The 21,073-nt window shown below is 34.1% G+C and carries 16 protein-coding genes and 1 other annotated feature; of the genes, 11 read left to right on the forward strand and 5 right to left on the reverse strand.

The window, feature by feature from the left end:
• The first annotated feature begins 330 nt into the window (after positions 1 to 330).
• The 6 genes from CLOLE_RS05915 to CLOLE_RS05940 all read left to right on the forward strand — a co-directional run bounded on the left by CLOLE_RS05915 (position 331) and on the right by CLOLE_RS05940 (position 5,247).
• Positions 331 to 1,158: a phosphate ABC transporter substrate-binding protein gene (locus tag CLOLE_RS05915; protein WP_013656165.1), complete on the forward strand. Its 828-nt coding sequence runs from the start codon at positions 331 to 333 to the stop codon at positions 1,156 to 1,158.
• 24 nt (positions 1,159 to 1,182) lie between these two features.
• Entirely contained in the window at positions 1,183 to 2,046 is an 864-nt protein-coding gene (gene pstC, locus CLOLE_RS05920; RefSeq protein WP_013656166.1) for a phosphate ABC transporter permease subunit PstC, read from the forward strand.
• The gene (gene pstA / locus CLOLE_RS05925; RefSeq protein ID WP_013656167.1) at positions 2,046 to 2,837 is read left to right on the forward strand and encodes a phosphate ABC transporter permease PstA; all 792 of its coding nucleotides are present in this window, start codon (positions 2,046 to 2,048) and stop codon (positions 2,835 to 2,837) included. Before pstC ends, pstA begins: the two co-directional genes overlap by 1 nt.
• Positions 2,838 to 2,849: 12 nt before the next feature.
• The gene (gene pstB, locus CLOLE_RS05930) at positions 2,850 to 3,599 is read left to right on the forward strand and encodes a phosphate ABC transporter ATP-binding protein PstB (RefSeq protein WP_013656168.1); all 750 of its coding nucleotides are present in this window, start codon (positions 2,850 to 2,852) and stop codon (positions 3,597 to 3,599) included.
• 44 nt (positions 3,600 to 3,643) lie between these two features.
• Positions 3,644 to 4,330: a phosphate signaling complex protein PhoU gene (gene phoU, locus CLOLE_RS05935; RefSeq protein WP_013656169.1), complete on the forward strand. Its 687-nt coding sequence runs from the start codon at positions 3,644 to 3,646 to the stop codon at positions 4,328 to 4,330.
• 290 nt (positions 4,331 to 4,620) lie between these two features.
• Positions 4,621 to 5,247 (forward strand): cytidylate kinase-like family protein, encoded by a 627-nt coding sequence (locus CLOLE_RS05940; RefSeq protein ID WP_013656170.1) that lies wholly within the window; start codon positions 4,621 to 4,623, stop codon positions 5,245 to 5,247.
• 182 nt (positions 5,248 to 5,429) lie between these two features.
• Here the strand turns inward: CLOLE_RS05940 and CLOLE_RS21700 are convergent, their stop codons facing one another.
• The 3 genes from CLOLE_RS21700 to CLOLE_RS05955 form a co-directional block, all read right to left on the reverse strand.
• Positions 5,430 to 6,746, reverse strand: coding sequence for an IS4 family transposase (locus CLOLE_RS21700; protein WP_013656171.1), 1,317 nt, complete (start codon positions 6,744 to 6,746; stop codon positions 5,430 to 5,432).
• Between the two features lie 225 nt (positions 6,747 to 6,971).
• Positions 6,972 to 8,975: a methyl-accepting chemotaxis protein gene (locus tag CLOLE_RS05950; RefSeq protein ID WP_013656172.1), complete on the reverse strand. Its 2,004-nt coding sequence runs from the start codon at positions 8,973 to 8,975 to the stop codon at positions 6,972 to 6,974.
• A gap of 259 nt (positions 8,976 to 9,234) precedes the next feature.
• On the reverse strand, positions 9,235 to 9,891 hold the full coding sequence (locus CLOLE_RS05955) for a hypothetical protein (RefSeq protein ID WP_013656173.1): 657 nt from the start codon (positions 9,889 to 9,891) through the stop codon (positions 9,235 to 9,237).
• A gap of 221 nt (positions 9,892 to 10,112) precedes the next feature.
• Between CLOLE_RS05955 and deoC the strand changes: the two genes are divergently transcribed.
• The 4 genes from deoC (at position 10,113) to aspS (ending at position 15,606) form a co-directional block, all read left to right on the forward strand.
• A complete protein-coding gene (gene deoC, locus CLOLE_RS05960) occupies positions 10,113 to 10,793 on the forward strand; it encodes a deoxyribose-phosphate aldolase (RefSeq protein ID WP_013656174.1) in 681 nt (226 codons plus the stop codon).
• A 318-nt stretch (positions 10,794 to 11,111) separates the two neighbouring features.
• Positions 11,112 to 12,014, forward strand: a complete 903-nt coding sequence (locus tag CLOLE_RS05965; protein WP_013656175.1) for a chemotaxis protein — start codon at positions 11,112 to 11,114, stop codon at positions 12,012 to 12,014.
• Between the two features lie 58 nt (positions 12,015 to 12,072).
• Positions 12,073 to 12,277, forward strand: a binding site (T-box leader).
• Positions 12,278 to 12,420: 143 nt separating this feature from the next.
• Positions 12,421 to 13,686, forward strand: coding sequence for a histidine--tRNA ligase (gene hisS / locus CLOLE_RS05970; RefSeq protein WP_013656176.1), 1,266 nt, complete (start codon positions 12,421 to 12,423; stop codon positions 13,684 to 13,686).
• Positions 13,687 to 13,803: 117 nt separating this feature from the next.
• Positions 13,804 to 15,606: an aspartate--tRNA ligase gene (gene aspS / locus CLOLE_RS05975; protein WP_013656177.1), complete on the forward strand. Its 1,803-nt coding sequence runs from the start codon at positions 13,804 to 13,806 to the stop codon at positions 15,604 to 15,606.
• A gap of 82 nt (positions 15,607 to 15,688) precedes the next feature.
• Here the strand turns inward: aspS and CLOLE_RS22375 are convergent, their stop codons facing one another.
• Complete coding sequence (locus CLOLE_RS22375) at positions 15,689 to 18,898, reverse strand: starch-binding protein (protein ID WP_013656178.1); 3,210 nt, start codon at positions 18,896 to 18,898, stop codon at positions 15,689 to 15,691.
• A gap of 427 nt (positions 18,899 to 19,325) precedes the next feature.
• Between CLOLE_RS22375 and CLOLE_RS05985 the strand changes: the two genes are divergently transcribed.
• Positions 19,326 to 20,312: an aldo/keto reductase gene (locus tag CLOLE_RS05985; RefSeq protein ID WP_013656179.1), complete on the forward strand. Its 987-nt coding sequence runs from the start codon at positions 19,326 to 19,328 to the stop codon at positions 20,310 to 20,312.
• 68 nt (positions 20,313 to 20,380) lie between these two features.
• Here the strand turns inward: CLOLE_RS05985 and CLOLE_RS05990 are convergent, their stop codons facing one another.
• Positions 20,381 to 20,980: a hypothetical protein gene (locus CLOLE_RS05990; RefSeq protein ID WP_013656180.1), complete on the reverse strand. Its 600-nt coding sequence runs from the start codon at positions 20,978 to 20,980 to the stop codon at positions 20,381 to 20,383.
• Positions 20,981 to 21,073 lie beyond the last annotated feature (93 nt).

The following is a 21,073-nucleotide window of genomic DNA, read 5'->3' on the forward strand; positions in this document are numbered from 1 at the left end:
AGTAGATAAGCTAATATGGACATAAAAAATAGAGAAGTAATGATTCAATAATATTTAAACAAAGTAACAACTAATAAAGCAATACGCTAATATACTTAAACATTGCTAATGTTTCAAAATATTTACTCCTAAAATATCTTATAAATTGTTATTATCCCCAATAACTAAATAAATGAATGAAGTAGGTCTAGGGTGGGTAAGCCTAGGCCTATTTAACATAGATTTAACATTGTTCCAACATAAATTAAACATTAGGGGCGTAATATAGGGATACAAATTTACAAAACATTATTGGCTAAGATATATATTATTTTTAGGAGGCATATAGCTATGAAAAAGAAATTACTTCTATGTATAGCAGGGGTAATGATTGGGACTATGGCGCTTACAGGTTGTGGCAGCAGTAGTTCAAAAGGACCTAAAGTTTCAATTGTAGGTTCTACAACAGTATCAGAACCGATGGAACAATTAGCAGAAAAATATAAAGAAACCGTGCCAGATGCTAATATTGAAGTACAAGGAAATGGTTCATCAGCAGGCATTAAAGCTGTAGCAGATGGGACTGCAGATATGGGTATGAGTTCACGTGAACTAAGTGAAGAAGAAAAAAGACTTGGTTTAACAGAGACAGTTATTGCTCATGATGCCATTGCAGTTGTAGTTAATACAACTAATGAAGTGACGAATTTAACAAAAGAGCAAATTAAAGATATTTATGAAGGTAAAATCACTAACTGGAGTCAAGTAGGTGGTAAAGATGAGAATATTATTGTGGTAACAAGAGAAGCAGGTTCAGGTACAAGAGGGGCCTTTGAAGAATTATTAGGTCTTTTAACAACTGATAAAGCTTCTACTATTATTGACAGAGCTTTGGTAAGTGAAGGTACAGGTAGTATTATGGCCACAGTAGCTTCCAAAGAAAATGCAATTGGCTATATTTCTTTAGGTTATAGGAATGAAACAGTAAAACTAGTAGAAGTAGATGGTGTGATGCCAAGTGCTGAAACAGTTTTAGCGAATGAATATATGATTTCAAGACCATTACTTCTTTTAACATCAAATAATACAAGTGATGAGGCAAAAGCTTTGTTAGATTATATCGTTGGAGCAGAAGGTCAAAGCGTTATAGCAGAAAAATATATTCCAATTAATCAATAGTAATCTATAAACGAGTAAAGGTAGATGAAGTACATGGATAAATTAATGAAAAGAGTGTTTTGGTTATGTGCAGCCATCATGATTTTAGTAGTTGGATTTATGGCAGTATATATTATAGTAGGAGGAGTACCTTTCTTTAAAGAAGTGAGTATTTGGGATTTCCTATTCGGTAAGAAGTGGAATCCATCAGGAAAAATATTTGGTATTTATCCAATGTTAGTAGCAAGTTTATATGCTACATTAGGTGCAACTCTTATAGGGGTTGTAGTTGGTGTGAGTACAGCAATTGTTTTAGTAGAAGTCTTACCACAAAAAGTGGCTAAGGTGTTTTCAGCGGCAATTGACTTACTTGCTGGTATACCATCTGTTATCTATGGATTCTTTGGTCTGATGGTAATTGTACCCATCCTGAATGACCTTTTTGGGGGTATAGGTGGTGGTAGTAGTTTATTAGCAGCAATGCTGATTTTAGCAGTTATGCTACTACCTACAGTGATAAGAATGACAGAAGTAAGTCTTAGAGCTGTTCCAAATGAATATAAGGAAGGGGCCTTAGGATTAGGGGCTTCTAAATTTCAATATATTTTCAAAGTACAATTAGGTGCAGCTAAATCTGGTATTATGGCAGGAATTGTACTAGGTATAGGTAGAGCGTTAGGCGAGACTATGGCTGTTATCTTAGTAGCAGGTAACTCTGTACTTATCCCAAGTAGTATTATGGATCCAGTAAGAACACTAACCGCTAATATTGCAATGGAAATGGGATATGCAACAGGCATTCACCAGCAAGCACTATTTGCAACAGGGATGGTGCTTTTCGTACTGATTATGGCAATTAATTTAGTACTTACGCAGTTTATTCGAAGGGCAGAAAGGAGAGCTAGATAATGCAAAGAAAACATAAGGAAAGTCTGATAAAAGTTATATTACTTGCCATTTCATCCATAACTATTATTATGTTAGGTTGGATTATAGGCTACATTGTGTTTAAAGGTATAGCGCATATTGACTTTGGCAAACTAGTTCCTCCAATTGTTTCAACGTTATACATGGTAGCTATTGGACTTCTTATTTCAGGGCCCATTGGTATTGGAGCCGCTATCTACTTAAATGAGTATGCAAAGCCAGGCAAGTTCGTAAATGCCATTCGTTTTGCAACAGAAAGTTTGGCAGCTGTTCCTTCGATTATATTTGGTTTATTCGGGATGGCTTTCTTCTTAACACAATGTAAATTAGGTATCTCTATTATGGCGGGTTCACTTACTGTGTCTATGATGGTATTACCTACTATTGTAAAAACGACAGAAGAAGCACTAAAGACTGTACCTGTAAGCTATAGAGAAGGTTCACTTGCCTTAGGAGCCTCTAAGTTTAAAACCATTATTAAAGTAGTACTCCCTAATGCTTTATCTGGTATTTTAACAGGTGTTGTTTTAGGGACAGGAAGAATCGTAGGAGAAACAGCAGCCATTTATTTAACAGCAGGAACGATGTATCGTTTTCCAGAAAGCCCGATGGAATCAGGTAGAACTTTAGCTGTTCACTTATATTTATTGGCTAAAGAAGGTATTTCTTTCGACGAAGCTTACGGCACAGCTGTTGTACTGCTGATTACAATTTTACTTTTAAATTTACTTACTTACTTTATTGGATATAAATTAAGTAAAGTCAAATCATAGAGGAGAAAGACTATGGAAACAATTATGAGTATTAAAGATTTATCATTCTATTATGGTGACTTTAAAGCTTTAAAAAATATTAACTTAGATATTATCGAAAATGAAGTACTTGCTTTTATTGGGCCTTCAGGTTGTGGTAAATCTACTTTATTACGTATCTTTAACCGTATGAGTGATTTGGCTGCAGCACCTAAGGTAGAAGGGTCTATTACTTATCGTGGTCAAGAAATCTTTGGTATGGATACGATTGAACTTAGAAAAAAAGTAGGTATGGTATTTCAGAAGCCTAATCCATTCCCAATGAGCATTTATGATAATATTTCTTATGGACCACGTATGCAAGGTATTAAGAAAAAATCAGAATTAGATGAAATTGTAGAAGATAGCTTAAAGAAAGCAGCCATTTGGGACGAAGTAAAAGATAAGCTTAAGAAAAATGCCATTAGCTTGTCTGGGGGACAACAGCAAAGAATTTGTATAGCACGTTCCATCGCTATGCGTCCAGAAATATTATTAATGGACGAGCCAACCTCTGCTCTTGATCCTATTTCTACTTCTAAAATAGAAGATTTAATTAGTGAACTAAAAAAACAATACACAATTGTAATCGTAACGCATAATATGCAACAGGCAGCAAGAATTTCTGACCGTACAGCCTTCTTTTTACTAGGGGAATTAATTGAGGTGGATGATACACACAAAATCTTTAATATGCCAGCTCATAAAAAGACAGAAGACTATATTACGGGTAGATTTGGCTAAGCCACTAATAAAAAACAGAGAGCAATCAGTAAAGGAGAAGGAAAATGCCATCTAGAATAGTATATGAAGAGCAGTTACAAGGATTAAACAAACGTATTATTGAAATGGGCCATGCTGCAGAAGAAATGATTAGTGATACACTTAATTCTTTGATTCATGGTGACCATACATTAGCACAAAAAGTAATTGATAGTGATGACAAGGTAGATTTAATACAACTTGAGATAGAAAAAGAATGTGCCATACTTATTGCCCATCAACAACCTATTGCAAGAGATCTTCGTTTTATCTTATCAGTGGTTAAGATTGTAACGGATATAGAAAGAATAGCAGATCAATGCTGTGATATTTGTAAATATAGCATTAAGCTTAAAGAGGATAAATGGAGTGAGGAAGTTAACTACCAACGCCATATTGAAAAAATGGCTGTTGCTGCTAAAGAGATGTTAACAGGAGCCTTAAATACTTTTGCAACTAAAAACATAGAGGATATCAAAGATATTTGTAAAGCAGATGATAAGATTGATGAAGCTTTCTGGAAGGTTTGGAAAGAAATAAGGGATGAAATGGTAGCTGATAAGGAGTTTATTAGAAGTGGACTTCATTACATTATGATTATTAAGTATTTAGAAAGAATAGCAGATCATATTACCAATATAGCAGAGTGGATTTATTACAGCTTAACAGGTGAATATGTTATTCATGCTTCTATTAATGAAATAGAAAAATAAAGATAAGAGGCTGACGTGAAACATGATATCAAATATAAGATGGTGTATCTAGTAATTGAATGGCTAGAGCACATCTTGTGTTGAAGCATTATTTCATGTCAGCCTCTTACTATTTATTGAGTTTGTGTAGAGGGTTAAATAGGCAAGAATACAATATACAATAGAGTACAAATTTGATTATTTTGGAAAAATGTTTTATAATAATGTAAAGTAGATTCTACAAAGTATAAATGCTACTGCAATCATCTAATGCATATTAAATGAAGAAGTAGTTGAATGGAGGAATGGCCATGAGCAAAAAAGTGATTATTACCATTGATAGACAATATGGAAGTGGCGGTAGGGCAATCGGTGAAAAGTTGGCTAAAGATTTAGGCATTCCCTTTTATAACAAAGAAGTTACAGAAATGGCCGCAAAGCAAAGTGGTATGAGTAAGGAAGTGTTTGACAAAGTAGATGAAACAGCAGCAAGTAGCTTGTTATATTCTGTGGTAACAGGAGCTTATATGTTTGGCAATCACGTACCACCTACCCTAGATCTCCCTATTAATGATAAGTTATTTATAGCACAAACTGAAGTCATCAAATCTCTTGCCAATGAAGGGTCTTGTGTTATTGTAGGAAGATGTGCAGATTACATTTTAAGAGATGATGAGAGTGTAGTTAATATATTTATTCATGCAGATCTACCTGTTCGTTTAGAACGCGCTATAAAAGAATATCAATTACCACCAGAAAAAGCAGAAGCGCAGTTAAATAAGATAGATAAAACAAGAGCTAATTACTATCATTATTATTCAGGTGAAAAATGGGGAAATAGCTTTAACTATAAACTATGTATAGATAGTGGTATGTTAGGAATAGAAGGTAGTGTAGCTGTTATTAAAGCTTTTATTGAGCAAAGAAATACAAAATAATTAATGATAAATAAAAAGTAGTGCACTTCATGTGGCAATGTCATTAAGTTAACATTGTGATAGAAACGCATCCCTAGGAAAAGAAGTTGAAGATTTATTTCTTCAGCTTCTTTTTCTATTTCCAGGTACCACAAATAGACAGATTTGCATCTGCCTCAAAATTTATATTCTTTTACAAAGATTTATGCTACTCTATAAAGGAAGCCATGAAAAAGCTTGATAGTTAAGTTTCGTTCCCTATGCCTATTAGGCCGTACAGGAATGAGATTTCTTGCGATTATGACTTCTAAATCAGGTGATGTTGCTTTTCCATGATAGAATAACCTACACATATGCACTGCAACTGAGAAATTTGCTTTATATGTATGCTTTCTTTGCTTTTTTTCAATGACTACGTGCCATGTAATCATTTCTGCAAAGTTATACATTATCATATGTGCATAGATTTCTTGTTGGATACACATCACCTTTTTTGAATGAAAATCTAACATTCCAATCGTATATTTCAAATCTCGAAAAGATGTTTCAATCCCCCAACGAGAAGCATACAGTTTTTTTACCTCATCAGGAGGATACTTTTCACTATTTAGATTTGTAACTATTGTTTCATAGGAAGTTTCTGAAATAGGAAATCTCACTATTCGGAAGTGTAATTCATAGAATTTAGCAGGTTCAGATTTCTTGTTTTTAAGTGGTAAATAATCAAACGGTTGGGCTGAAGAAACACTTCGATAATGATTTTTGTCTTTGAAAAGTTCTTTGACTGCATTCGTTTTCTTTCTTGTAAGTTTTAAAGAAATATCAATATCAAAACAGTCTGTTTTGGGTAAATCCAATCCATTCTTTATACCATTAATTCCATCTTTGACACGAATAAGAAAGAACCATCCTTTTTCTTGAATGTGAGCCATGCTGTTGAAAGATTCATAACCTCTATCAGCTATCACGAGTGCTTTAGGAATTTCAGAACGATCAACCATTTCTTGTAGAGCGTTATGTTCATTCTTTTCTTTAGATTTTTGTATTATCACATCATGATAAATAGAATAATTTATATTATACAATGCATTTATATGCAGAAGATTATATGATTTTCTTCCATCTTTTCCAGAATGAAATGAATTTAAATCATCAGGATTGGTAGGAATCTGTACATCAGACCCATCAACAGCAAGTATGGGCATATCTTCATTAAAGTTATCTATAAGTTTACTTGAAAAGCCGTCAAATATCTTCTTAAACGCTTCGGGCTTTATCTTTTTCCTCTGCTGAACAAACGCAGAAGAAGTGGGTGTATCTGCAGATGCACCAAATAGATCTAATAATTCGTTTGTAAGGCTCCCACTTCCCATTCCAATAATTCCAGCTAAAATTTTATTCATGGGCAATTTTCTTTTGCGTAAAAAATCACTACCTGGATTGGTACAATAATCTTGCGGATTGTCAGCTAACTTTTGGATTTCATCTACTAAAAGCTTTTTAATTTGTTTGGGTTTCATATGTGTCCTCCTTGTAACTAAGTTTCCTTTAATTACAAGGGCCGCTCTCACTACCTCTTTATTCAATCAGTAGTGAGAGCGGCCGCACATTTTCTTTGTCTTGTCAACTACTTTTTCAAAAAAAGATCCCTATACCATTTGATTGGTATAGAGATCTTTTTTCGTCATCTTAACTTAATGACATTGCTTCATGTGGTGCACTACTTTTTTGATTAGTATAATCTACTAGACCCTGAAGGTTTGAATAGCTTGATTAAGTGTCTCCATATTATTTTTTAAGGAATTTGCTAAATCAGACAGGTCAGAAATAACAGTTTGTTGAGTAGTTGTTAAACTACTTACTTCCTCAGTAGAAGCAGCTGACTCTTGAGTAATAGTAGCAATACTGTTAATTTGTGTAACCATCGTTTCTTTTAAAGACTGCATGCTATTGATACTAGAGTTAATATCTTTAAGCTCACTATTCATTTGTTTAAGAATGTCAATAATATTAAAGAAAAGCTGATAAGTTTCAGAAACAACAGTTGATTGGTCTTTAATGATGGTATTTGACTGTTCTACTAATTGAGTAGTTTCATTCATTTTATTAGCAATGGTATTTAACGTATCACGTACATTGAGGGTAGAATGCTTAGATTGATCAGCTAGATTACGAACCTCATTAGCAACTACTGCAAAGCCTTTACCGGCTTCACCAACTCTGGCAGCCTCAATACTAGCATTAAGGGCAAGTAAGTTAGTTTCTTCGCTGATATTGTCTACGAGTTTCATAATGTCCTCTATATTTTGGTTGAGAGTTTTTAATTCATTCATACTTTCGCGAATATGAGAAGACATTTGCATAGAATTAGTCATAGTAGCAGTAAGAGTATCCATAGTTGTTGCAGCAGTTTCCATCATTGTTTTAGCACCCTCAGTATTTTCTAAAAGGTGATTAGTTTTATTGGTAACAGTTTGCATACTTTCAGCAAGCGTAATCATACCTGTATTACTTTCTTGTGCATCCATAGCTTGGAGAGTAGTACCCTCTGCAATATCAGAAATAGAAGCAGCAAGTTGAGTAAAGGTTTCTACAGATTCTGAAGTAGAACGTGAAAGAATTTTACTCGTATCTAAGGTATGTACAATAACCTGCTGAGTTTGGTTAATAAGTTTGCTCATATTAGCAATCATAAGATTAAAGCTCTTACATAGTTGGGTTGTTTCATCACGGCCTTTTTCAGGAGCGATAACCGTCAAGTCGCCGTTCTCAGCTTTTTTCATCAATCCCATTAGGTGAATAATTGGATTTGAAAGACGCTTGGCTAATAGATAACCAAGACCAATTGCAAGTAAAATAGTAATAATAACAAGAATAATAACCATGACAATAGCTGTATTAAGTTGTGAAGTTAAGGATTTTTCAGGTGCTTGTACAATGACCTTCCAACCATTAGAAAGACTAGCATATGAGAATAAATAGTTTGATAAATCGATTGTCTGGTTAAAAGAACCTAAGGTGGACTCACTAGAAAGATTGTTAGTAATAGAGTCATTTAAGTGAGAGACACTATCATTGGAAGTATAAAGCACTTCATTATTCTCATCTACAAGGAAGATGAGAGAATTATCTAGAAGTGTCATATTACCTAAATAATCAAAAATACTCTTTAAGTTAACATCTACATATACTGTATATTGAGCATTATGATCAAAGTCAGTATAGGTTTGGAAAACTACCATATGATCATTTGGTGTATTTTCTGTAGCAGTCCAAGTAAAGCTTCCCGTTTGGACAGTCTCTCCTAATAATTTGATTTCATCTTCAGTTAAATAAGGAATTTTACCAATAGGAAGTTTTGTTTTAGTTGAAGTGATATAAACATTAGAAACATTATGGTCCAGTTCTTGAAAATATACAATTTGTGATTGAATCTTTTCAAGGGCATTAGTTTGTTTTCTAACATCACCTGAGTGATAATCTCTTAATAAACCACTTTGAGATAAATCAGAAATAGTAAATTGTGTAACATTTTTTTCTACATCCTTAGTATAGGTGTCTAAATTACTAGCGGCTTGTTTAACGAGCTCTAAGGTGAGTTTACTACTAGTAGCACTCAGTGCATTTTTAGAAGCAGAAGTAAAAACAATAGCTAGAATAAACAAAGGAAGTAGTGCAAAACATATAAACATAATAATAAGTTTATATTTAATAGAAAAAGTGTAGTTAAGATGCTTAGTTTTTTTCATAGATTAAACCTCCCTTAAGTCGTCATAACTATTTTAACACAAACATAATTTGGAAAACTAAATAATAGTCATAAAATACTAGAAAAGGGGGAGGTTGTAACAAGAAAAGTAAAAAGTGCTATATTAACAACAATAAATGACAAGAAATGAGTAAAAAATATAATAAAGCGTAGGAATAATAAAGCGAAATATAAGAATAATAAAAAGCGAACCATTAAGTTCGCTTTTTTATTAGATAAATTTACTAAAAGGATAAGAATTAGTTGGTACTAGCTGTCGTATCATTACTAACATTGGCATCGACACTAGTGTTAGTGTCAGCATTGTTAGAAGTAGCAGCTTCAGCATTGTCTGGAACTACGATATTATCTGTAGTAGCTGTGTTATCTAATAGAGTATCGTCTGCGAATTCATCAACAAAAATATCTTCTTCAGCATTATCTCCAGTTGAAGCAGCTGAAGGTGTTAAATCCAGTTTTTCATAAGTAGAGGTAATAGAAGCGTTGTCATTGTCTGATAATGCTACTTTAACTGCATCCATTAACATATTAGTTGCAGAAGAAGTATTAGCATTAGAAGGTAGCTCTAAGGATTGGGTAGTAGTAATATAAGTATTTACATAATCAATACCAGATACTAGATCTTTATAAAGCGTAGTTGATGATTCATCTAAGCCAGATAAAGCTACAGAAGAAATAGTATGATCTTTTACTTCTACTACTAAATCCATTTGGGCATCAGATAATGTGATGCCAGCTATGTATTTACCATCTTGATAAGTATCAGACGGAGCAAAAGTTTGTGTTGTCTTATTCTTTATTAGTAAGAAAACAAATAAAGCAATGACAACTAAGAAAATGAGGATTGGAATTCTAAGATCTTTGAGTTTGATAACCATGAATTTAGGACTAGACATTAATGACCCTCCTTTTTAAAATAAGATGTCCTACTACATATATATGGACGAGGTCTTTATTATATGCAAAATAAAAAATAAATTTTGGACTAAAAAATAGAAATAGTGTGATTTCCAAAAAGTAAATATTATCCTAATGGGAATAGTTGTCAGAGTAAAGCAAAATATGATAAGATAAGCTTAAAATAAGGTTTTACTTATAAGAAAGAAGGACTAAAATAATGAACATTTCACAAACAATTGACCACACTCTTTTAAGAGCAACTGCCACAGAAGCTGAAATTAAAGCTATTTGCGAAGAAGCCATAGCTTATCAATTTAAGACAGTATGTGTGCCTACTTGTTATGTACCTATAGCAGCAGATTTGTTAGAAGGAACAGACATAGGTATTACAACAGTAGTAGGCTTCCCTCTTGGTAATGAAACAGCGGCTACTAAAGCGTTTCAAGCAAAAGAAGCAGTTGTAAATGGAGCAAGCGATATTGATACGGTTATTAATATAGGAGCCCTTAAGGATGAAAAATATGACTATGTTCAATTTGATATTGAAGAGGTTGTAAAAGCAGCTAAAGCAGCAGATCCAAAGACAATTGTGAAGGTTATTATTGAAACTTGTTATTTAACAAAAGAAGAAATTATAAAAGCAACAGAAATTGTTATGGCAGCTGGGGCTGATTTCGTTAAGACCTCAACTGGTTTTGGAACAGGCGGTGCCACTTTAGAAGATGTTAAATTAATGAAACAAACAGCAGGTAATCAAATACAAGTAAAAGCTTCAGGTGGTATTAGTGATGCAGAGACTGCAAACGCTATGATTGAAGCTGGCGCTACAAGACTGGGCGTAAGCAAAAGCATTGCTATTGTTACAGGGCAAAAAGTAACAGATGATGGTTCTTACTAATATAAAAGGTTTTTTAGTTGATAGGAATAATGAAAAACATATCAAGCACCTTATAAAGTGTTTGATATGTTTTTTTATTATTTAAAAATGATTATAATTTTGTTGTATTTCTAACATCAATAAGTGATAGAGGCTTTTGTGTGAGGGGAGCTCAATGCTTTTTATAGAATAAATTGACAAGAATTGCAGAAGATTAATTGAAATAAACAATTAATTAAAGTATAATTTAAATTATAAAGAATAGATGAATAATGCTGTTTTGATGAAGGTAAAAACAACTAGGTTATAGTTATGATTAAAGGATGAGGAAGTGAAACCATGAAAGAATCAGTTTTATTAGATGTAGGAACTGGAGAATTAGAAGTTATTGTTTTTTTAGTTAATAATAATCGCTACTGTATTAATGTACTTAAAGCAAGAGAGATTATACAATTAAATGATGTAAGGCCTTCAACTGATAGCAGTCAAAATATCTTAGGTATTACTAATGTAAGAGATAAAGTAATGACTGTTATTGATTTAAGTTACATATTAGATAAAAAACCAACTGAAGTTACAAATAAAAAAATGGCGCTTGTATGTGAGTTTAATAGAAAACAAGTAATGTTCGCTGTAGATAGCATAGAAGGTATTCGTCGTGTGAAGTGGTCAGATATTACAAAGCCTGATCAATTATTAAGAGGTTCATTATCTGTAGGAAATATTTTAACTGAAGAAGGCATTTTATTAATGTTAGACTTTGAAAAGATTATTACTGATATTTCTAAAGAAGAAAACCCATATATAAGGGGTCAAAAGGAAATTGTTAAAAAATCAGAAAGAGCTAGCAAAAAAATTTATATGGCAGATGATTCAAAAACCATAAGAACTTTATTACAATCTGTACTAGAATCTGCAGGATATACGAATATTCATAGCTTTGATAATGGCCAAGAAGTACTAGATGCATTAAGTAAACTTAAGCAAGAACAAGGTGCTGGATTTAAAAAAGAGGTGGATCTCTTAATTACAGATATAGAAATGCCAATTCTAGATGGGCATACAGTAACTCGTAGAATTAAAGAAGATAATATATTATGCGAATTACCTGTTATTATTTTCTCTTCTCTTATTTCAGATGAGCTTTATCATAAGGGAGAAGCAGTAGGGGCAGATGCACAAATTAGTAAACCATCTATCCATGAATTAGTAGATGCCGTTGACCGTTTAGTATTTAAATAAGCTATGAATTTTAAGGCTTGACTAAAAGGGAAACTTTGATAAAATATAAGATAATACAAATACATCTATGATGAGAAGAAGTATAATCTTAACTCCAGAGAGTAAGCATTTAGCTGAGAGCTTACATGAGATTAGAAGACATCTCGGAGAGAACTCTTGAAATAGTAGTAGGGAGTAACGTTTAAGCCCCGTTATCGGCTAAAGAAGAGCAAAGACTTAAGGTCTTTGAAACAGGGTGGCAACACGGTTATATCGTCCCTGACAATTATGTCAGGGGCGTTTTTTATTGCCCTAAAAAGGAAAAATTTTCTGAAGGTGTATAATAAATATGTGTTAAAAAATAGCCGCTTATGTAAATAATTATAGTAAATACTATTTAAGATGTGAAAACAGAAAGGAGTAACTTATGGAACTTCGTGCCCTTAAAGGAACAAAAGATATTTACGGAGAAGAAATGAGAAAATGGTTGGATGTAGAACAAATCATTAGAAATTTATGTGATGATTTTGGCTTTAACCAAATTAGAACACCAATGTTTGAGTTTACAGACCTTTTTGCAAGAGGAGTAGGTGAAACAACAGATATTGTTAATAAGGAAATGTATTCCTTCGTTGACAAAGGAGAAAACCGTATTACCCTTAAACCAGAAAGTACAGCAGCAGTTGTACGTGCTTTCTTAGAGCATAGTATGTTTGCTGATACACAACCTACAAAGCTTTATTATATTTCTCCAACTTTCCGTTATGAAAGACCACAAGCAGGTCGTCAAAGACAGTTCCACCAATTTGGAGTAGAAATGTTTGGTACAGACTCGCCAACAGCAGATGCAGAGGTTATTGCTATTGGTCATACATTACTAAAACGTTTAGGCATTAATAAAGTAGAGCTTCATATTAACTCTCTTGGTGGCCCAGAATGTAGAAAGAAATATAACGAGAGTTTAAAAGCTTTCTTAAACACAAAGAAAGAACACCTTTGTGAGCTTTGCCAGGAAAGAATGGATAAAAATCCACTTCGTGTACTAGATTGTAAAAATCCACAGTGTCAAGAGCACTTAAAAGGTGCACCAACTGTACTTGAAAACTTAGGTGAAGAGTGCCGTGCACACTTTGAAACCCTTCAAAAGCTTTTAACTGCTATGGAAATTCCATTTGTAGTAGACCCGGGTATTGTTCGTGGCCTTGACTACTATACTAAAACTGTATTTGAATTTATCTCTAATGATATCGGAGCACAAGGTACGGTATGTGGTGGTGGCCGTTATGACCGTTTAGTAGATGAAATAGGTGGTAAACACGTACCTGCGGTAGGCTTTGGAGCAGGGATGGAGCGTCTTATTATTGTAAGAGATGCAGAAAATAATGCACCATTAGCGCCAGCAATGCGTGATCTTTTTATTGGTTATCGCGGTGATGAAGCCATGATGGAAGCGTTCAAACTCGTTAATGCACTTCGTCAAGAAGGTATTAGTGCAGAAAGTGACCATCTTCAAAGAAGCATCAAAGCTCAAATGAAGTTTGCTAACAAAATTAATGCGCGCTACTCAGCTATCATTGGAGAAAGTGAGCTTGAAAATGGCGAAATTCAGCTTAAAGAAATGGAATCAGGGGATAGTGTAACAGTACCAATGAGCCAATTCGTTCAAATGTTTAGCAATATCATCAAGAAATAATAGTGAAGAATGAGAATGAAGAATAAAGAACAATTATTGAAAGTCATTTTAATAAACAATTATTAATGCTTCATTATTAATTGTTTATTTTTACCAATAACATAGGAGGATTAGAATATGTCAGAATCAATGCATGGTTTAAAAAGAACTCATCGTTGTACAGAACTTAGTGCTGCTAATGTAGGCCAAGAAGTTATTGTCATGGGATGGGTACAAAGAAGAAGAAATTTAGGTCAAATTTTATTTATCACACTTCGTGATCGTTCAGGCCTTTTACAATTATCTTTTAATGAAAATACAGAGAAAGAGCTTTTTGAAAAAGCTGAAACACTTAGAAGTGAATATGTAATTGCAGCTCGTGGGATAGTAGTATCTCGTGGTGCTGATGCTAATAAGTCAATGCAAACGGGTGATATCGAAATAGATGTTAAAGAACTTCGTATTCTTTCAGAAGCAGAAACAACACCTTTTGAAATCCTAGAAGACATTGATACAAAAGAAGAACTTCGTTTAAAATATCGTTACCTTGACCTTAGAAGACCAGATATGCAAAAAAATCTTATTCTTCGTAGTAAGGTAACACAAAGTGTAAGACGTTTCCTTGAAACAGAAGGTTTCCTTGAAATTGAAACACCAATTATGCAAAAATCAACACCAGAAGGTGCTCGTGATTATTTAGTACCATCACGTGTACACCCAGGTAACTTCTATGCGTTACCTCAATCACCACAGTTATTTAAACAGTTATTAATGGTATCTGGTTTTGACCGTTACTTCCAAATTGCGAAATGCTTCCGTGATGAAGACCTGCGTGCAGACAGACAACCAGAGTTTACACAAATCGATATGGAACTTTCTTTCGTAGAGCCAGAGGATGTTATGGCTGTTAATGAAAGATTAATTCAAACTGTATTTAAAGAAGCTTTAGATGTGGATGTACAACTTCCAATTCAAAAAATGACTTATAAGGAAGCTATGGATCGTTTTGGGTCCGATAAACCAGATCTTCGTTTTGGAGTAGAACTTCAGGACCTTACAGAAGTAGTAAAAGGCTGTGGTTTTGCTGTATTTGAAAATGCTATTGCAAATGGTGGGACAGTAAGAGCTATCAATGCAAAAGGTATGGGAGACTTAGGCCGTAAACAAATTGATGCTTTAGTTAAATATGGACAAGACTTTGGTGCAAAAGGTGTAGCTTGGCATCAAATAAAAACAGATGGAGAAGAAAAATCTTCATTTGCTAAATTCTTAAGTGAGAAGACACTTGCTGCAATTAAAGAAAAAATGAGCGTTGATAAGGATGACTTAATCTTAATTGTAGCTGACAAACCATCAGTAGTTTTTGCTGCACTTGGGGCTTTAAGACTTGAAGTAGCTAGAAGACTTGACCTTATCAATCAAGATGAATTTAGATTCGTATGGATTACAGAATTCCCACTTCTTGAGTATGATGAAGAAGCAGGCAGATTCGTAGCAATGCACCACCCATTCACTATGCCAATGGATGAAGACTTAGAGATGATGGAAACAAATCCTGGGGCTGTAAGAGCAAAAGCTTATGACCTTGCATTAAATGGTTGTGAACTTGGTGGTGGAAGTATCCGTATTTACCAAAATGACGTTCAAAAAAGAATGTTTAACCTTTTAGGCTTCACAGACGAACAAGCAGAAGAACGCTTTGGCTTCTTATTAAATGCTTTCAAATATGGTGTGCCACCACACGGCGGACTTGCATTTGGTCTTGACCGTATGATTATGCTTATGTGTAAGGCTGATAGCATCCGTGATGTTATTGCCTTCCCTAAAGTAAAAGATGCAAGTTGTTTAATGACAAATGCACCAGATGTAGTAGACCAAAAACAATTAGATGAGTTAGCACTTGTCATTGTAGAAAAACAAGAAGAAGTAATAGAAGAATAAACAGACTAATAAAGGCTATTTAAGGGATAGGAAGCTGTCCCTTAAATAGCCTTTTAGATTGAAGTAAAAAGTCTCTAGATGATTAATTAGGCTTACTAGAAGTCCAAGTGCCGTCTTTATACCACATTTCACCATTTGCCTCGAAACCAGGTTGATTAGCAGTAGGAATTTGTTGATTATTACTGTTAAACAGTACTTTCACGGCAATTTCACTTGGTATAGTATAGGTGTACCAATTATTCCCTTCAGCAGTCATAGCCTCACCAGGCCATTTAGGACCAGTTTTGCTTTCTGTTTCATAGTAATAAAGGTTTGGTATGCCCCAACCAGAAGGATTATAGAAATGAACAGTTATAACCTTTTCTTCAGGTTTTGAAGTATAAAGCATACCATCTTTGTACCAAATTTCTTTTGAAACTTCTATACCAGGCTCATTAGCATCGGGGATTTGTTGACCGTTGCTATTAAATAAAACGTAAGCAGTCGTCCAGTCTTTGATTGTATAGCTGTACCAACCATCTCCTTCATTGATCATAGCTTCACCAGGCCATTTAGGTCCAGTTTTGCTTTCTGTTTCATAATAGTAAAGATTTGGTATACCCCAGCTAGAAGGTTTATAGAAATGAACAGTAATGTCTGTTGGTGGGAGCACCGTTTCTTTTTTATACGTAAATGTTCCATTAAATAAACCTTGCTCATTTTCTGCTTTTACTTTAATAGAAGTTATTGTACCAGTAGCTACATCTTTACCTATTTCGAAGCTTTCACCAGAAGCTACTGAAAAAGCTTCACCATTATCGATTTGGCAGGTAGCACTTATTACATTTTTAAGTATTACTTTAATGGAAAGTGTACTACTTGTATAAGTTGTAGTTGTACTACTGTTTCCAGGCGTTAACGTAACAGAAGGCTTGCCATCCGGATTAGTTGAGGTCCAGACACCCTCTTTATACCACATTTCGCCTTCTACGACAAAACCAGGTTTTTCTTTATCTGGAATTTGTGTAGTACCATTATTCGTATTAAATATAACCTGAGCTGTTTCGTATTCGGCTGGAAGTGTATAACTATACCAGTTATCTCCTTCGCTATTCATAGTAACACCAGGCCATTTAGGTCCAGTTAATGAAAGTACATCATTATAATAGTAGAGGGATGGGGTAGACCAATCAGCAGGCTTATAAAAATGAACCGTGACTGGTTTACGTTCAGTTTTTAAATAAGAATAAGTTTGTGAGTAAGTACCTAGTGTATTAATAGCTGAAACAGTAATTTTAGTTGTTGTCTCTAGGGCTTCCCCCTTACCAATAGTAATGATATCCCCATTCTTAACAGTATAAGCTTCATTACCATTAATCATGCAAGTAGCTTCAGTGACATTTTGTAAAGCTACCTTTACATCTAAAGTATCCGTATAATATTTAGTTGTATCGGCAACGTTTCCAGGAGTTAATGTAACAACTGGTGTAAGTGGTTCTTCACCATTTTGTTCAATCAAGATAACACCTGCTGAGCCAGCAGTAAAGGTAACAGAGCCATTAGCTACAGTTGCTTTTGCGCCGGTATAAGCATCTTTTACTGGTGTACCATCTTTAAAGATAGAAGATACATTAATTGTTGTACTACCTGTTGCATTTAATGCTACAACGACTTTATCAGAGATACCTTCTTTATTATAGGTGCGACTAAATACATAAGGAGAAGAACTAATAACAGTATGAGTACCAGCGCCTATAGAAGGGTGGTTCTTTCTAAAGGTACCAATGATTTGCCAGTGATTAAGTGTTGATTGATTCACACTTGACCAGTTCATGTCAGAACGACTTGGTTGATCCTTATCAGAGCACGTTTCGCTGCCAGGTCTATTGGTTTCATCACCATAAAAGATTTGAACACCTCCAGGAGATAAAAGTAAAGCTGTACCTAAATTAGTCATATTAGCCCTAGTTAAGCCTTCGTCATGAGATGAAATATAACTAAGGACATTCCAATTATCCTTTGTATTAACTTTACTTGCAATATCTTGATAAGTATTATTAATAGTATTTAGATTGCCATCTTTAGGGAAGAAGAAGTTAATAAGTGAATCAAATTTACCGGTTTCGAAGTATTCAGCTTTATATTCTACACCAGTATTATATACTTCACCAGTCATCCAGAAATCATCATCCCAATTAGCACCAGCTTTAGTTGGATTAGCAACACGCCACTCTTTAAGTGCTGTATTACAAGCATCCTTTAATTGTCCCCAGCGGAATGGTTCTACGTGTTTTGCTGTATCAACTCTGAATCCATCAATACCAAATTCACGCACCCAAGCAGCTAACCATTTAATATTATACTCAGTAGGAGCAACGCCTAAATCAGTTCTTAAGCTTTTAGCAGCAGGAACAATCCAGTTATCATAACCAGAAGTTTCTTGTGACCATTTTGTTTTTAAAAGAGGTGCTAAACCTTGATTGCTAGTTACTTCTGTTTTAAAGTCTGGTAAACCTGCCAGGTTCATACGAAGCTCTGAATTATCTCCAGCAGTATAGCCAGCTACACCAGCACGAATCCAACCAGAACTCCACCATTTTGCCCAGGCGTCATTGTGTCCAGTGTAATCAAGGAATAGGTCATGATAGCTATGCCAAGTTTGCCCATTACTAGGTGACCAATTAAGTAGCTCAGATTTACTATGATTGGTTGGCATAATATCATACTCTGTCATATCTTTCATGCTTAGATAACCAGGGTGATTCATAACAATGTCTAAGATAACACGAATACCTTGTGAGTGCGCTTCATCAACGAATTCTCTCATTTCAGCAACTGTTCCCATATTTTTATCCATCATGGTATAGTCAAGTGCATAGTACCCATGATAAGCATAGTGTGCAAAGTCACCACTGTTACCACCACCGACGTAGCCATGCATTTGCTCATAAGGTGCAGTCATCCAAATAGCATTAACACCTAGATTTTTGAAGTAGCCTTCTTTTAGTTTCTTAGTAAGTCCTGCAACATCTCCACCATGAAAAGTACCGATATTTTTACCAGTAGCATCTACTTTGGCACGCCCATAGCTAGTATCATTAGAGGTATTACCATTATAGAAACGGTCTGTCATGGTAAAATAAACAGTAGCATTATCCCAAGTAAAATAGGGATCATCATCAGTAGAAGTAATGGGAACGTTACCAATCAATGAAGTAGATAAGCTGGCTGCAAATAAGTTAGGAAAAATCATAGTAAGTGAGATAAGAATAGAAAGTAAAAACTTAAGAACTGCTTTTTTGGAATGAATCATTATAACTAACCCCCTTATTAATATAGATAAATTTTTTGCGCTTAACAGTAAATAAATCCTCCTTTCATTAACTAATAATAACAAGCACAAAATAATGACCAATAAGGACAAAAAATTTACACTTTTATTATCTAATTTAAATAATAAAAACACAATGAGAATGCAAAAAAATGACCAAGATGTATAAAAAAGTGACGTAAAATGATACAAAGTAATATTTTAAACCTATTTTCTTAGATGCGTATGAGATCGAAAGAGATGGGAGAAGTATGTGTATAGATGTGTTTAAAGATAGTGGAATTAATCTTGTAGATTCTTATAAAATTCATGTGGTTTTTATTATATTTTGCTATATTTAATATGTAGTTCAAAAATTATGTTATCATAAAAGAGTAATAAATAAGGAGTACATATAAGGAGGCATTTTATGAGTTATGTAGCAGATAAAAATAGATACCAAGAAATGAAATATAATCGTTGTGGGAAAAGTGGCTTGTTACTTCCGGCTATTACTTTAGGGTTATGGCATAATTTTGGAGATGAAAATAGTTTAGCCAATGTAAAGGAAATGCTTTTTGGAGCTTTTGATATGGGTATTACGCATTTTGATCTAGCAAATAATTATGGTCCAAGTGCAGGCTCGGCAGAAAGCAACTTTGGAGAGGTGATGCGTACAGACCTTAAGCCATACAGAGATGAACTTGTGATTTCTACTAAAGCAGGCTATGGTATGTGGGAAGGACCATATGGAGATGGTGGTTCAAAGAAATATTTAATTTCTTCTTTAGATCAAAGCTTAAAACGAATGAACTTAGATTATGTAGATATTTTCTATCATCATAGAAGAGATCCAGAAACACCAATGGAAGAAACAGTAGAAGCATTAAAAAGTATTTTAGATCAAGGGAAAGCCTTATATGTAGGGATTTCTAATTACAATGCAGAAGATACTAGAACAATGATTAAACTTATGAAAGAGGCAGGGGTAAGGTGCCTGATTCATCAGATGTTCTATAATATGTTAGAACGTCATAATGAAAAGGTTATAGATGTGTTAGAACAAGAGCAAGTGGGTGCTATTGCATTTTCACCTTTAGCACAAGGCCGTTTAACTAATAAATATTTTAATGGTATTCCAGCGGATTCAAGAGCAGCAGGAACAAGTCCTTTCTTAAATAAAGAGGGGATTACAGATGAGCTTTTAAAGAAAACAAAAGCACTTAATGACTTAGCAGAAAGCCGTGGTCAAAGTTTATCTCAGATGGCTTTAGCATGGACACTTAGAGGTCATGTGACTTCTGTTATTATAGGAGCTAGCAAGCTTTCTCAGATTAAAGAAAATGTAGGGGCTATTCAAAAATTAGACTTTACAGCAGAGGAACTTCAAGCAATTGATAAGATTTTATTAGGTTAAGTAATAGGCTCATTTAAAGAGTAAAATAGGATATAGGCTATGGAAAAATAAACTCCATAACCTATATCCTATTTTGTTTCGTTCAAAGTAGTTTTCATTAAATCAGCCATGGCAAGGGTGATTTCTTCATCAAAGTTAGTCTTGGAAGTCTCGATAGCGGCTTTTAGTGTTTTTAAATCAGCAGAGTCTAAGGGGATATCGCTATATTCAGTTTTAGCAAGTTTTAAGATGTTTTGATGTAGCTCATCTAAATCACTAAAGAGACTATCTCTGAGAAAGTCATAGGGTTCATAGTAAAAGGTTTCAATCTCATAGAGGGTATCAATATCAAAAGAATCAGTTGTTTCATAAGTAGATTGGGCTTCATTATAGGTATCATAAAGGTAATTTCCTGAATCAGAAATTTCTAAGATGGCATGATAAACCTTATTGTAGCTAGAATTAACCACATAAGTACTTCTGCCTTCTTGAATAACCTCATAGCTATAATCAGGGTATTTTGTTGAATCAGAAGCAGGACTAATAAGTCCGGAAATCCAACGACCAATAATTCCTACAATAATAGTAAGTACAATAAAAATATGTGGCCAAAATCTCCAAATAACTAAGGAAGGAATATCAATTTTAGAATCCCTAAAGAGTTTCTCCCTATAGTTATTTCGTGACATTTGTTACCACTCTAATTTTTCAAGTAAAGAAAGTTCATCATTTTTTGCTTTTTCTTTAAGTTGTTTTTCATATTGGCGACGTTGCTTTAGAAA

The sequence above is a fragment of the Cellulosilyticum lentocellum DSM 5427 genome (genome assembly GCF_000178835.2).
Classification (GTDB): Bacteria; Bacillota; Clostridia; order Lachnospirales; family Cellulosilyticaceae; genus Cellulosilyticum; species Cellulosilyticum lentocellum.

Bases quoted from the DNA above. Each gene is read 5' to 3' on its own strand.
- CLOLE_RS05955 (WP_013656173.1), bottom strand. From the start codon at position 9,891: ATGTCTAGTCCTAAATTCATGGTTATCAAACTCAAAGATCTTAGAATT.
- deoC (WP_013656174.1), top strand. From the start codon at position 10,113: ATGAACATTTCACAAACAATTGACCACACTCTTTTAAGAGCAACTGCC.
- pstB (WP_013656168.1), top strand. From the start codon at position 2,850: ATGGAAACAATTATGAGTATTAAAGATTTATCATTCTATTATGGTGAC.
- CLOLE_RS05985 (WP_013656179.1), top strand. From the start codon at position 19,326: ATGAGTTATGTAGCAGATAAAAATAGATACCAAGAAATGAAATATAAT.
- phoU (WP_013656169.1), top strand. From the start codon at position 3,644: ATGCCATCTAGAATAGTATATGAAGAGCAGTTACAAGGATTAAACAAA.
- aspS (WP_013656177.1), top strand. From the start codon at position 13,804: ATGTCAGAATCAATGCATGGTTTAAAAAGAACTCATCGTTGTACAGAA.
- CLOLE_RS05965 (WP_013656175.1), top strand. From the start codon at position 11,112: ATGAAAGAATCAGTTTTATTAGATGTAGGAACTGGAGAATTAGAAGTT.
- CLOLE_RS22375 (WP_013656178.1), bottom strand. From the start codon at position 18,898: ATGATTCATTCCAAAAAAGCAGTTCTTAAGTTTTTACTTTCTATTCTT.
- pstA (WP_013656167.1), top strand. From the start codon at position 2,046: ATGCAAAGAAAACATAAGGAAAGTCTGATAAAAGTTATATTACTTGCC.
- CLOLE_RS05950 (WP_013656172.1), bottom strand. From the start codon at position 8,975: ATGAAAAAAACTAAGCATCTTAACTACACTTTTTCTATTAAATATAAA.
- hisS (WP_013656176.1), top strand. From the start codon at position 12,421: ATGGAACTTCGTGCCCTTAAAGGAACAAAAGATATTTACGGAGAAGAA.
- pstC (WP_013656166.1), top strand. From the start codon at position 1,183: ATGAAGTACATGGATAAATTAATGAAAAGAGTGTTTTGGTTATGTGCA.
- CLOLE_RS05940 (WP_013656170.1), top strand. From the start codon at position 4,621: ATGAGCAAAAAAGTGATTATTACCATTGATAGACAATATGGAAGTGGC.
- CLOLE_RS05990 (WP_013656180.1), bottom strand. From the start codon at position 20,980: ATGTCACGAAATAACTATAGGGAGAAACTCTTTAGGGATTCTAAAATT.
- CLOLE_RS05915 (WP_013656165.1), top strand. From the start codon at position 331: ATGAAAAAGAAATTACTTCTATGTATAGCAGGGGTAATGATTGGGACT.
- CLOLE_RS21700 (WP_013656171.1), bottom strand. From the start codon at position 6,746: ATGAAACCCAAACAAATTAAAAAGCTTTTAGTAGATGAAATCCAAAAG.